The sequence below is a fragment of the Azospirillum sp. VT-I1 genome, assembly GCF_055698305.1.
This window is the reverse complement of the sequence record NZ_CP168805.1, coordinates 187,966-200,755: the sequence shown is the minus strand read 5'-3', so window position 1 is coordinate 200,755 and position 12,790 is coordinate 187,966. Positions and strand designations below refer to the sequence as shown.

The window sequence follows — 12,790 nt, the reverse complement described above, 5'->3', positions numbered from 1 at the left end:
GCGGGGGCCGGGGCGGGGAAGGCGGTCCGTCTCGATAGCATGAGTCGGCCGGCCGCCGCGCCCGCAAAATCCCGACGCCAATTTCCGACTGCGATCAAGGGGACTGGCGTGACGACATCCATTCTGTATACTTGCGCGCAATTCGGCTCTGCCGGTCCTGCTCTATCCAAAAGGCCTATATCTTGGGTAAGACTGCAATCATTGTCGATGACAGCAAGCTTTCGCGCATGCATGTGCGGGCGATGGTCTTGCGCAACAAGCCGGACTGGTCGGTCGTGGAGGCGGCGAACGGCGACGAACTCTTCAAGACGCTTCAGGACACGCCGGTGGATGTTGCGATCATCGATTACAACATGCCCGGCGACAACGGCGTGGACACCGCGGCAAAGCTGCGGGCGAGCCACCCGAACGTCCATATCGCCATCATCACCGCCAACGCGCAGGACGCGGTGGTGTCCGGCATCCGCGCGGTCGGCGCCGCCTTCATGCCCAAGCCGCTGGAGGAGGAGCAGGTCGCCCGCTTCCTGAACTCCACCGCCCTGCCGCCGCGCCGCGCCTCCCAGGCCGCACCGGAGTGACCGCCTCCCCCATGCTGAGCGAACTGGAGCGCGACGCGCTGGCCGAACTGGGCAACATCGGGATCGGCAAGGCATCGACCGCGCTCGGCCGCATGCTGGGCGGTCTGGTGACGCTGTCGGTGCCGTCGGTGGAGATGGTGCCGCCGGGCGAGGTGCCGGGGCTGCTGGACCGGGCGCTGACGCCGCCGCTGGTGGGCGTGTCGGAAAGGCTGGCCGGCCTGTTCGCCGGCTGCGCCCTGCTGGTCTTCCCCCAGGCCGGCAGCCTGCCGCTGGTGCGGGCGGCGCTTCCCCCCGACGTTCCGGCCGACGACGTCCCCGAACTGGAGGACGAGGTCCTGGCGGAGCTGGGCAACGTCGTGCTGAACAGCGCGCTGGCGCTGGTCGCCAACCTGCTGGGCGAACCGGTGGACACCGGCCTGCCGGTGGTGGTCCGCGGCAGCGGGGCGGAGATCCTGCGCGGCTGTGCCGCGGTGGCGCCGGCCATCGTGGCGGAGGCCGATGCGGGAGGAGGGGCCGCGGTGCTCTTCCACATCGACCTGCGCACCAGCCTGCCGGGCGGGGACGCGGTCGGTGTCGTGGTCGGGGGCGGGTGGTCCTGCTGCTCGACGCGGACTCGGCCGGCGCCCTGCAGGCCACGCTCGGCCGCTACATCGGGCGTCTCGTGGCGTAAGCCCATCAAGAAGAACCGGCTGGAAAGGCGGGGAAGGACCATGGCACTCATCAAGAAGACCAGGATGGAAACGGCGCGCACCGCCCGGCCCAAGGATGACGGCGCCGATGCCGGTCCGGACGCGGTTGCGGCCGAAGCCGCCGCGCCTGCCGCGAAAGCCGGCCCGCGGCCGGAAGGTGCCGTGCCGACCGCTCCGCAGCGCCGCCGGGCGCGTGCCGATTCCCGCCGCCGGCAGGCGGCCAGCGGCATCGCCGCGGCTTCCACCGAACTGGCGAGCGGTGTCACCCAGGCGGCCTCCGCCGCCGAGGAACTGCGCCGGGCGATGGAGCAGATCGCCACCGGGGCCGAGGAATCGGCCGGCGCCACCCAGCAGTCCCAGCGGATGATCGGCCGCGCTTCCGAACTGCTGGCCCGCTCGCGCGCCACGGCGGAGCAGGCGGTTCTGCGGGTGGAGGCGCTGCAGGGGACGCTGAAGGACGTCAGCGGCCAGATCCTGTCCTCCATCGACGGCATCGTCCGCGCCGCCGAGCGGCAGGAGGCCTCGGTCCGGCTGGTGCGCGACCTTGAGACCCAGGCGCGCGAGATCGGCGCCATCGTGCAGAGCGTGGCCGCCATCGCCGACCAGACCAACCTGCTGGCGCTGAACGCCGCCATCGAGGCCGCGCGGGCGGGGGAGGCCGGCAAGGGCTTCGCCGTCGTCGCCGACGAGGTGCAGGCGCTGGCCGAACGGTCAGAACGCAGCGCCAACGACATCCAGGGAATGGTCGGCGAAATCCAGGAGGCGGTGGCCGCCATCGCCGCCGGCATCGTCGCCTCCTCCGACGCCGCCAAGGCGGAGGTGGAGCGCGGGCGCACCATCGTCCAGCAGCTGGAAGGCGTGCGGTCGGACATGACGGCGCTGGTGCAGGGCGCGCAGGAGACCATCCGCGCCGCGGTGGAGGCCGACCAGGCCGCGCGTGAGGCGCTGCGCGGGGCGGAGACCATCGCCGCCAGCGCCGAGGAGCAGTCCGCCGCCGCCGAGGAGGCGCTGAAGACCGCGGGCGAGCAGGCCGTCGCCCTGACCCAGAGCCAGCGCGCCGCCGGCCAGCTGTCTGAACTGGCCGAGGATCTGGAGGGCACCGCCGACCTCGCCGCCACCGCCGACGAGCTGGCCTCGGCCGCGGAGGAGCTGTCGGCCGCCATCGAGGAGATCAACCGCGGCGCCGCCCAGATCATGACGGCCATCGGCCAGATCTCCGGCGGCGCCCAGTCGCAGAGCGCCGCCACCCACCAGCTGGCCTCCGCCATCGCCGAGATCGACGCCGCGGCGACGCTCGCCGCCGGCCGGGCCAGGGACTCGGTCGAGCGCTGCACGGCGATGGAAGCCCTGCTGGGCGAGACCCGCGACACCATCGGCCGGCTGGCCGACGGCATGCTGGAGGCGGTGGACTCCTCCCGCCGGGCCGGCGAGCGGCTGGACGCACTGGAGCGGATCGGCCGGCGCATCGACAAGGTGGTGGACGCCATCGCCACCGTCGCCATCCAGACCGGCATGCTGGCGGTCAGCGGCTCCATCGAGGCGGCGCGGGCGGGCGAGTTCGGCCGCGGCTTCACCGTGGTCAGCGGCGACATCCGCAAGCTGGCCGGCGACAGCGCCGAAAGCGCGGAGCGGGTGAAGGACATCGTCCGCGACATCCAGGACCAGATGCTGCGGGTGCGCCGCGACATCGACGACGTTTCGGCCACCGCGGTGGCGGAGACCGCGCGGCACCGTGCCTTCGGCGTCACCCTGACCGCCGGTGCGCAGGAGCTGCGGGTGGTCACCGCCGGCAGCCGCGAGATCCTGGACGCCACCGGGGAGACCGCCGTCGCCCTGCGCGAGACCCGCACCGGGGTGGAGCAGGTGGCCACCGCCGCCGCCGCCGCCAACCTCGCCGCGACCGAAGCGGCCAAGGCCGCCCGCGAGCAGGCCAAGGGGGCGGAGGAGCTGGCGTCGGCTATCGAGGAGATCGCGGCGATGGCCGACAGCCTGCTCGGCGCGGTTTGACCGCCGTGGCGACGGAAGAGGGGGCCGAAGGGGCTGCCGGCGACGGCGGGGCGGGCAGCCTCGCCTTCGTCACCATGACGGTCGGCGACCTGCGCCTCGCTTTGCCGATGTCGTCCGTGCATGCGGTGATCCGCCCGCCGGAGCTGGTGCGCATCCCGCTGGGTCCGCCGGGCCTGGAGGGGTTGGCGCATTGGCATGGCGACGCGGTGCCGGTGCTGGACCTCGCGACGGCGCTGGGGCGGCACGGCGGCACGGCCGACACGCGCGAGACCCGCGTGGTGCTGGTCGGGCATCGCGGCCAGCCGGTCGGCCTGCGGGTGGACGCCATGGCCGGCATCCTGCGCAGCGCCCCCGGCCGCATCGACCCGGTGACCGCCGAGGATGGCGGGCTCGACCCCGCCATGCTGGAGGGGCTGCTGCGCGACGGCCCGGCAACCATCCTGAAGCCCGATGTGCTCATCGACCGCCAGTTCGGCGATGCGGAGGAGGGCGCGCGGACGGGGCACGCTGCGGGGGGGCTGGTCGGCGGCCTGGGACGGAGCACCGGCCGAGGTGCCGGCGCCGAAGCCGCGGGCGGGATCGACCGGCTGGCGCTGCTGGTCTTCGATGTGGCCGGACAGGAGTTCGCCCTGCCGGTGGACCGGGTGAGCGAAGTGCTGCCTGCCCCGCGCGAGGTCGCCCGCATGGCGCGCTCCAGGGCGCATCTGCTCGGCGTGATGTCGGTGCGCGACCGGCTGCTGCCGCTGGTGGGCCTGCGCGCGCTGTTCGGGCTGGATGGTGCCGGGGAGCAGGCGGCAGGGGAGCAGCCGATTGGGCGCCGGGTGGTGGTGGTGCGCCCCGGACAGGGTGAGGCCCCGGTCGGCGTCCTGGTGGACGAGGTGCGGGAGATCCTGCGGCTCGACGCCGCGCAGATCGACCCGGTTCCGCCCTTTCTCGCCCGCGAACCGGAATTCGAGGATCTGGACGGCATCGCCCGGGCCGACGGCGGGCGGCGGCTGGTCTCCGTCCTGTCGGCGGAGCGGCTGTTCCGCCACGGCGCGGCGGTCGGGGCCGGGACAGGCGTCGGCATCGACGCCGGTGCGGATTGGGGGAGGGACGGCATGGAACCGGCAGGGCCCGCGGATACGGGCGGCATGGCGGAGCGCTTCGTCGTCTTCAGCCTCGCCGGGGCGGAATACGGCCTGCCGGTCGCCGCCGTGCGCGAGGTGCTGCGCCGGCCCGACAGCGTCACTCCCCTGCCCAACGCCCCCGACTTCGTCAGCGGCGTGCTGACCCTGCGCGGCGAGGTGCTGCCGCTGATCGACCAGCGCCGGCTGCTGCATCTGCCGGCTGCGGGCGGCGAGGCAGCCCAGGGACTTGCGCGTGGCCGGGTGGTGGTGGTCGGCCGCGACGGGGCGGATGCCGCGCGGGTCGGGCTGCTGGTCGACGGGCTGGCCGGGCTGGTGACGATTCCGGCGGAGCGGATCGGTCCGGCCCCGGCGGTGTCGGCGGCGCAGCGCCGGCTGATCCGCCGGGTGGCGACGCTGGAGACGGCGGGCCGGGATGCCGGCGCCGCCGCGCGCCTGATCCTGCTGATGGACGCGGAAAGCCTGTTGGACATGGACCGACTGGCCGGCCTGCTCGTTACCCCGCAGTGACGGACCGATGGGGAACGACGTGCTGACGGTGCTGGTGGTGGACGATTCCGCGTTGATGCGCCGGCGCATCGCGGAGCTGCTGACGGAGGCCGGATTCCGGGTGGAGACCGCCGCGACCGGGGAGGAGGCCCTGGCACGCCTGCCGGTCGTCGATCCGGACGTGGTGACGCTCGACGTGACCATGCCCGGCATGGACGGGCTGGCCTGCCTTGCCCGCATCATGGTGGAGCATCCCAAGCCGGTGGTCATGGTCTCCGCCCTCACCGCCGCCGGTGCGGAGGAGACGCTGGAGGCTCTGCGGCTGGGGGCGGTGGAGGCGGTGCAGAAGCCGGCCGCCGGCGCCATCGGCCGCATCGGCGAGGAGCTGGTGGAGACGGTGCGCGCCGCCGCCTCGTCGCGCCCGCGCCGCGTCCGGGGCCTGCGCGAACGGCTGCGGCTGGCCCGCGCCCGCATCGCCGGGGAGGATTTCGTCGCCCCCGAGACGCCACTGCCGCTGCCGCCTCCGGGCCGGGACGCCGCAGGCGGAGAAGGGGATGGCGTCGTGCTGGTCGGCGTGTCCACCGGCGGGCCCAGCACGCTGGAGGACATCCTGCCGCTGCTGCCGGCCGACTTCCCCTGGCCGGTGGTGGTGGCCCAGCATATGCCGGTCGCCTTCACCGCGACGCTGGCGCGCCGGCTGGACGAGATGTGCGCCCTGCGGGTGGTGGAGGTGGAGCGGGCGACGGTGCTGGAGCCGGGCATGGTCTGCATCGCCCGCGGCGGCGCCGACGTGGAATTGGCGCGCCGCGGCGGCCGGCTGCAGGCGGTCTGCGTTCCGGCGTCGCCCGACAAGCCCTGGCACCCCAATGCCGACCGGCTGGTGGCCAGCGCCATGCGGCTGCTGCCGGCGGACCGGCTGGTCGGGGTGCTGCTGACCGGCATGGGCAACGACGGCGCCGCGTCGATGGCCGATCTGCACGCCCGCGGCGGCCGGACCATCGCGGAGTCGGAGGAAAGCGCCGTCGTCTTCGGCATGCCGCAGGATTTGATCCGGCGGGGCGGCGCCGATGCCGTGCTGCCGTCGGACCGCATCGCCGGCCAGCTGATCCGCTGGCTGATGCCCGCCCACCGGCGGGCCGGCGGGCAATAGGGAGGATAGCATGGGACTGGTGAGGAAGAAGGCCGGCGCCGCGCCATCCGGTCCTGCGGCGCCCGCCGCACAGGTCGATCCGCAGGTCGATCCGCTGGCCGCTCTGGAGGATGCCGACGCGTCGGTGCGCCGCGACGCCGCCCACGGACTCGGCCATGCACCCGACGCGGCGCCCCCCGGCGCCGTTGCGGCGCTCGCCCGCCGGCTTGAGGCGGAGGGGGATGCCGGCGTGCGGGAGGCGATCCTGACGGCACTCGCCCGCATCGCCACGGACGAGGCGGCGGCGGCGCTGGTCCCCTTCCTCGACCGCGAGGACGCCGCCCTGCGCAACGCCGCGCTGGAGAGCCTGCAGCAGATGCCGGCGGAGATCGCCGCCCCGGCATTGCTGCCGCTGCTCGGCCATGCCGACCCGGACCTGCGCATCTTCGCGGTGCAGGGGCTGGGCGGGCTTGTCCATCCCGGCCGCGCCGACTGGCTGGCGGCGGTGATGGAGCGCGATGCCGACGTCAATGTCGGCCTCGCCGCGGTGGAGGCGCTGGCCGAAGCCGGCAGTCCGGAGGCGCTGTCCAGCCTGGAAACCCTGGCCCGGCGCTTCCCCGACGATCCCTTCGTCGCCTTCGCCGTCGACGCCGCCCGCTCCAGCTTCAATGGCGGGTGAGCGCGTGGCGGACACCGAACCGGAAGGGCTGTCGCCCGAGGACTATGCGACCCTGTGCGATTTCTTGCGGGATCGCACCGGCCTGTCCTTCACCGAAGCCAAGCGCTATTTCGTCGACCGCCGCGTCGCCGCCCGCATGCAGGCGGTCGGGGTGACCGACCTGCATGCCTATATGAACCTGCTGCGCTTCCAGGCATCGGGGGAGGAGCTGCAGCGGCTCGTCAACCTGATGACGGTGAACGAGACCTATTTCTTCCGCGAGAAATACCAGTTCGACTGTCTGGTGAACTCGGTCCTGGACGAGCTGGTGCGGGACAAGCCCAGGGGCGCGCGGCTGCGCATCTGGTCGGCCGGCTGCGCCACGGGCGAGGAGCCCTATTCCATCGCCATCATGCTGCTGGAGAACTGGCGGCGGGTGGACGATTACGAGATCGAGCTGCTGGCGTCGGACATCGACAGCGCCGTGCTGGCGCGGGCGCGCGAGGGCATCTATGACGAGCGCGCCCTGCAGGGGCTGCCGGCACATCTGCGCGCCAAGTATTTCCAATCCCTGCGCGGAACGGCGGCGGCCGGAGGGCCGCGCTGGCAAATCATCGAGGACTTGCGGGAGTCCGTCGATTTTTCGCTGGTCAACATCGCCGACCCGCAGCAGGTGCGGGGGTTCCGCGGGATCGACGTGATCTTCTGCCGCAACCTGCTGATCTATTTCGACGACCTTGGCCGGCGGGAGGCGGCGAGCATGTTCCACGATGCCCTGGCGCCCGGCGGCTTCGTCTGCCTCGGCCATTCGGAAAGCATGAGCCGCATGTCCTCGCTGTTCGTCCCGCGCCGCTTCCCCGACGCGATCCTTTACCAGAAGCCTGCAGACGGGGGGCGCCATGAACGGGCCGCGCATCCTGGTGGTGGACGACGCCGTGACCGTCCGCGCCTTCAGCCGCCGCGTGCTGGAGGCCGACGGCTTCGTGGTGGACGAGGCGGTGAACGGCATCGAGGGGCTGGAACGGGCGATGGCCGACCCGCCCGACCTGGTGATCGTCGACGTCAACATGCGCAAGATGGACGGCTACACCATGCTGCGCGTCCTGCGCCGCGACCCGGCGCTGCGCGACCTGCCGGCCATCATGATCAGCACCGAATCGAAGGACAGCGACCGCGAACAGGCGCTGCTGGCCGGCGCCAACTGGTACATCGTGAAGCCGCCGCGGCCGGAGATGCTGGTGGAGGCGGCGCGGCTGCTGACCGGCCGTCCGCTTGGACCGGAGGGGGCGCCGTGAGCGAGCTGTTCGACCAGTTCATCGTCGAGGCGCAGGAGCTGCTGGAGACCGCCGGCGGCGCGCTGCTGGCGCTGGAGCGCGACCCGGCCGACCGTGCGTCGGTGGATGAGCTGTTCCGCGCCTTCCACACCCTGAAGGGGGCGAGCGCCCTGTTCGAGATGGCGCCCTTCACCCGGCTGGTCCATGCCGGGGAGGACACGCTGTCGCTGCTGCGCGACGGCCGGCGCGGCATGACGCCGGAATTGGCCGACCGGCTGTTCCGCGTGCTCGACCAGTGCGCCCGCTGGGTGGCGGCGCTGGAGAGTGCCGGCGCGCTGCCCGCCGACGCGCCGTCCGCAGCCGACGCGCTGGTCCGCGGGCTTGCCGGGGACGGGGTGGCGGAGGACTCTGGCGCTGCTGGTGGGGAGGCGAAGGCGTTCCCCTGGCTGGCGGCGCTGACGGCGGAGGAGAGGGCGGCGGCGGGCGAGGGCCGGCTGACCGCCATCGACTACCGGCCCGATCCCGAATGCTTCTTCACCGGCGACGACCCGTTGGCGCTGTTCCGCCGGGTGCCCGACCTGCGGCTGCTGCGCATCGAGCCGGCCGAACCGCTGCCGGGGCCGGCGGAGATGGACCCCTACCGCTGCGTCCTGCGCTTCCACGCTCTGAGCGGTGCCGACGTGGAGGCAGTGCGCCCGGCATTCCGCAGCGTGCCGGATCAGGTGCAGGTCGCCGCTGTCACGCTGAAGGCACCGGCGACGACGGTGACGCCCTCCGTCGCGGCGGCACCGCCGGACTCGCTGGCGGCGCGCATGCTGGAGGAGCAGGGGCGGATTCTGGAGCTGCCCGGCAGCGCCGCCGAACGCGAGTCCCGCCGGGCCGCGGTGGCGCGGGCGGTGGCTGCGATCCTGGCGTCGCTCGGGCGTCCGGCCGACCGGCGCATGGTCGAGGCCGCCTGTGACGATGCCGGCACGCTGCGGCGCTTTCTTGCCGAAGGGCCGCCCCGTCCCGCCGCCCCCGAAGCCCCGCCGCCCGCCGTCCGCCGCGCCCTGCGGGTCGAGCCGGAGCGGATGGACGCGCTGATGGCCCTGGTCGGCGAGCTGTCGGTGGTGAAGGGGCAGCTTGGACCGCTGCTGCGCCGTGCCGAGGACGCCGAGCTGGCGATGGACCTGCGGCGCGACCTGAAGGGCTTTTCCGCCCGGCTGGACACGCTGGTTGGCGACCTGCGCCATGCGGCGCTGCGCCTGCGGCTGCTGCCGCTGGCCCGCGTCTTCGATCCGCTGCCCCGGCTGGTGCGCGACACCGCCCGCCGGCTGGACAAGACGGTGGATCTGGTGCTGGAGGGGGCCGAGACGGAGGCCGACAAGGACATCCTCGACGTGCTGGGCGAACCGCTGTTGCATCTGGTGCGCAACGCGCTGGACCACGGCATCGAGCCGCCGGACCGCCGCACCGCCGCCGGCAAGCCGTCCGCCGGTACCCTGCGGGTCCGCGCCTTCCAGGACAAGGACGGGGTGGTGGTGGAGGTGTCGGACGACGGTGCCGGCATTGACCCGGCGACGATGCGACGTGCCGCCGTCGCCAAGGGGCTGCTAGCGCCGGACGCCGCCGCGGCGCTGTCCGACTCCGACGCGGTGCGGCTGGTCTTCGCCCCCGGATTCAGCACCGCAGGCACCGTGTCCGACCTGTCGGGCCGCGGCGTCGGCATGGACGCGGTGCGGGCGGCGGTCGAACGGGCCGGCGGCCGGGTGGAGATCGCCTCCACCCCCGGAACCGGGACGCGGGTGCGGCTGTCGCTGCCGCTGACGCTCAGCATCACCCGCGTCGTGGTGGTGGAGGCGGCGGGCGCCCTCTACGGCATCCCCGTGGCGCTGGTCGGCGGCATCCAGCGGGTGCCGCGCGCCGAAATCCGCGCGGTGAAGCGGGCGGAAAGCGTGGTGCTGCGCGACCGGGTGGTGCCGCTGGTCCGCCTGCGCCGCCTGCTGGGCCAGCCGGAGGACGGCCGGACCCGCGAGACCGACTGCGTGGTGCTGGCCGAACTGGGCGACGGCCCGGTCGCGGTGGCGGTGGACGATGTCGGCGAGCGCGCCGACGTGGTGCTGCGCCCGATGACCGGCGTGCTGCGCAGCCTGCGCGGCTATGCCGGCACCGCGGTGCTGGGCGACGGCCGCCTGATCCTGGTGCTCGATCTGCGGGAGCTGCTGTGATGCCGGTCCGGTTCGACTCCGACCTCGCCCGTTTCGAGGCCGCCTGCACGGTGGAGGATGCGCTGCCGCTCGCCGAATGGCTGGAGACGGCGGCAGCGCCGCGGGTGGATTTGTCCGCCTGCACGGAGCTGCACACCGCCCTGCTGCAATTGCTGCTGGCGGCAAGGCCAGCGCTGGCGGCAGCGCCGGCGGATGCCTTCCTTGCCCGCTGGGTCGGGCCGCTTCTGGCGAAGGCCGGGTGAAGCCGTCCTACCGCTCCACCGCCACCGGGACGTTCAGGGCGTTGCGCTTCGCCACCGCCTCGTAGACCGGGGGGAAGGCGGGGCGGTTGACATAGCGGCCGGCACCGCGCACCGCGCGGCTTTCGCCCAGCGCGTGGACGATGCGGCCCTGGCTCAGCGTGTAGGCCGGGGTGCCGGTGACGGTCATGCCTTCGAAGATGTTCAGGCCGACCTTCTGCATCTGGGTCTTGGCCGAGATGGTCTTGGTCGCCTTCGGGTCCCACACCACCAGATCGGCATCCGCCCCGACGCTGACCGAGCCCTTGCGCGGGTAGAGGTTGAAGATCTTGGCGGCGTTGGCGGAGGTCACCGCGACGAACTCGTTCATCGTCAGCCGGCCGGTGTTGACGCCGTGGGTCCACAGCGCGGTCATGCGGTCCTCGATGCCGGCGGTGCCGTTCGGGATCTTGGTGAAGTCGTTGCGGCCCATCGCCTTCTGCTCCGCGCAGAAACAGCAATGGTCGGTGGCGGTGGTGTGCAGGTGCCCGGCCTGGAGGCCGCGCCACAGGGCGTCCTGATGCTCCTTCGGGCGGAAGGGCGGGCTCATGACATGGCCGGCGGCGAAATCCCAGTCGGGGTTGCGGTACACCCCGTCGTCGATCAGCAGATGGCCGGCCAGCACCTCGCCGAACACGCGCTGTCCGTCATTCTGACCGCGCTCGATGGCGGCCAGCGCCTCCTTGGCCGAGACATGGACGATGTAGACCGGCACGCCGAAGACCTTGGCGACCTGAATGGCGCGGTTGGCGGCCTCGCCCTCCACCTCCGGCGGGCGGGACAGCGGGTGCGCCTCCGGTCCGGTCAGGCCCTGGGCCAGCAGCTTCTTCTGGAGCTGGAAGACCAACTCGCCGTTCTCGGCATGGACGGTGGGGATGGCACCCAGCTCCAGGCAGCGCTGGAAGCTGTTCACCAGCGTCTCGTCGTCGGCCATGATGGCGTTCTTGTAGGCCATGAAGTGCTTGAAGCTGTTCACGCCATGGTCGGCCACCAGCGTGCCCATGTCCTGCCGCACGCTCTCGTCCCACCACGTCACCGCGACGTGGAAGCTGTAGTCGCCGGCCGCCTTCTCCGCCCAGCCGCGCCAGGTGTGGTAGGCCTCCATCAGGCTCTGCTTCGGGTTGGGGATGACGAAGTCGATGATCATTGTCGTGCCCCCGGCGAAGCCGGCGGCGGTGCCGCTGAAGAAATCCTCCGTCGTCACCGTGCCCATGAAGGGCAGTTCCATATGGGTGTGCGGGTCGATGCCGCCGGGCATGACGTAGCAGCCGCCGGCATCGACCACCTCCGCCCCCGCCGGCACGTCGAGAGTGTCGCCCACCGCGGTGATGATGCCGTCCTGGCAGAGGACGTCGGCGCGGCGGGTTTGCTCGGCGGTGACGACGGTGCCGCCGCGGATCAGGATGGTGGACATGCTCGGGCGCTCCCTCAAGAGAGTGGTGGGACGGGGTCGGTGGGCGGTTCGGATTCTGTCGGCTCGGCGATTTGCGGTTCGGGCAGGCCGGCGGCGCGCAGGACCATGCGCAGGACTTCGGCCGTCATGGCGGCGAAGTCCTGGCGGGTCAGGGTCCGGCGGCCCAGCACCTTGCGGATCTGGATGTCGAAGTCGGCGTAATGCTGGGTCACCGCCCAGATCATGAACAGGAACTGGCGGGCGTCGACCGGGGCCATGCGGCCGGCGGCGACCCAGCCGTCGATCACGCCTGCCTTGGCATCGACCAGCGATTTCAGGTCTTCGGCCAGGAAGCGTTCGACCTGGGTCCCGCCATGCAGGATCTCGTTGGCGAAGACCTTGGAGGCGTGCGGGCGGGTGCGCGACGCCTCCATCTTGGCGGTGACGTAGGCGGTCAGCGTCTCCGCCGGATCGGCATCGGGGGTGAAGGAGGCGATCGGCGCCAGCCACATGCGCAGGATGTTGTCCAGCACCGCGCGGTAGAGGTCCTCCTTGGTGCCGAAATAGTAATGCAGGTTGGCCTTGGGCAGGCCGGCCCGCTCGGCGATGTCGGCCATGGTGGCGCCGGCGAATCCAGCCTCGGCGAAGATGCGCTCGGCCGCCTTCAGGATGCGCTCGACGTTCTCACGCCGGATGCGGCCCTGGGGCTGGGTGGAGTCCGCTGTGTCGGCAGCCGTTCGCGCCATTGCATTCGCCATTGCTGTTGAGGTGCCCTCTCCCGCCTCTCGCACAAACTTCGTTTGTGCTGACGGCGTCAGGCGGATCGAAGATCCGCTGAGAGCCCCGGGAGAGGGAGGGGACCCGCCGCGAAGCGGTGGGGAGGGTGAGGGGTGATCCAAGGAACCATGCGGTTCGGGATTCTTGCATTCCCCCTCACCCTTCCCATGCTCCGCATGGGCCC

At 72.5% G+C, this 12,790-nt stretch carries 10 protein-coding genes and 2 pseudogenes; 10 read left to right on the top strand and 2 right to left on the bottom strand.

Features of this window, described 5'->3' with window-relative positions; all coding sequences use genetic code 11:
• Positions 1-131 precede the first annotated feature (131 nt).
• The 10 genes and pseudogenes from AB8P05_RS26645 to AB8P05_RS26600 all read left to right on the top strand — a co-directional run bounded on the left by AB8P05_RS26645 (position 132) and on the right by AB8P05_RS26600 (position 10,400).
• Positions 132-578: a response regulator transcription factor gene (locus tag AB8P05_RS26645; RefSeq protein WP_472761538.1), complete on the top strand. Its 447-nt coding sequence runs from the start codon at positions 132-134 to the stop codon at positions 576-578.
• 11 nt (positions 579-589) lie between these two features.
• Positions 590-700 (top strand): annotated as a pseudogene (locus AB8P05_RS26640) (chemotaxis protein CheC); the annotation flags it as partial.
• 588 nt (positions 701-1,288) lie between these two features.
• Entirely contained in the window at positions 1,289-3,274 is a 1,986-nt protein-coding gene (locus AB8P05_RS26635) for a methyl-accepting chemotaxis protein (RefSeq protein WP_472761620.1), read from the top strand.
• 5 nt (positions 3,275-3,279) lie between these two features.
• Positions 3,280-4,911 carry a chemotaxis protein CheW gene (locus AB8P05_RS26630; RefSeq protein ID WP_472761537.1) on the top strand — a complete coding sequence of 544 codons (1,632 nt, stop codon included), beginning with the start codon at positions 3,280-3,282 and terminating at the stop codon, positions 4,909-4,911.
• A gap of 19 nt (positions 4,912-4,930) precedes the next feature.
• On the top strand, positions 4,931-6,040 hold the full coding sequence (cheB, locus tag AB8P05_RS26625; protein ID WP_472761619.1) for a chemotaxis-specific protein-glutamate methyltransferase CheB: 1,110 nt from the start codon (positions 4,931-4,933) through the stop codon (positions 6,038-6,040).
• Between the two features lie 10 nt (positions 6,041-6,050).
• Entirely contained in the window at positions 6,051-6,698 is a 648-nt protein-coding gene (locus AB8P05_RS26620; RefSeq protein ID WP_472761536.1) for a HEAT repeat domain-containing protein, read from the top strand.
• Positions 6,688-7,458, top strand: a pseudogene (locus AB8P05_RS26615) (CheR family methyltransferase); the annotation flags it as partial. The gene AB8P05_RS26620 and the pseudogene AB8P05_RS26615, both read left to right, overlap by 11 nt.
• Positions 7,459-7,576: 118 nt before the next feature.
• A complete protein-coding gene (locus tag AB8P05_RS26610) occupies positions 7,577-7,972 on the top strand; it encodes a response regulator (RefSeq protein ID WP_455175442.1) in 396 nt (131 codons plus the stop codon).
• Entirely contained in the window at positions 7,969-10,158 is a 2,190-nt protein-coding gene (locus tag AB8P05_RS26605) for a chemotaxis protein CheA (protein ID WP_472761618.1), read from the top strand. The genes AB8P05_RS26610 and AB8P05_RS26605 overlap by 4 nt, the downstream gene beginning before the upstream one ends.
• The gene (locus tag AB8P05_RS26600) at positions 10,158-10,400 is read left to right on the top strand and encodes a hypothetical protein (protein WP_455175440.1); all 243 of its coding nucleotides are present in this window, start codon (positions 10,158-10,160) and stop codon (positions 10,398-10,400) included. The genes AB8P05_RS26605 and AB8P05_RS26600 overlap by 1 nt, the downstream gene beginning before the upstream one ends.
• A 7-nt stretch (positions 10,401-10,407) precedes the next feature.
• On the opposite strand, the gene hydA is transcribed toward AB8P05_RS26600, so the two are convergent.
• Together hydA and AB8P05_RS26590 are read right to left on the bottom strand one after the other, a co-directional pair.
• The gene (hydA, locus tag AB8P05_RS26595) at positions 10,408-11,850 is read right to left on the bottom strand and encodes a dihydropyrimidinase (RefSeq protein ID WP_472761535.1); all 1,443 of its coding nucleotides are present in this window, start codon (positions 11,848-11,850) and stop codon (positions 10,408-10,410) included.
• Positions 11,851-11,864: 14 nt separating this feature from the next.
• Positions 11,865-12,575 (bottom strand): TetR family transcriptional regulator C-terminal domain-containing protein, encoded by a 711-nt coding sequence (locus tag AB8P05_RS26590; RefSeq protein WP_472761534.1) that lies wholly within the window; start codon positions 12,573-12,575, stop codon positions 11,865-11,867.
• Between the last annotated feature and the right edge of the window lie 215 nt (positions 12,576-12,790).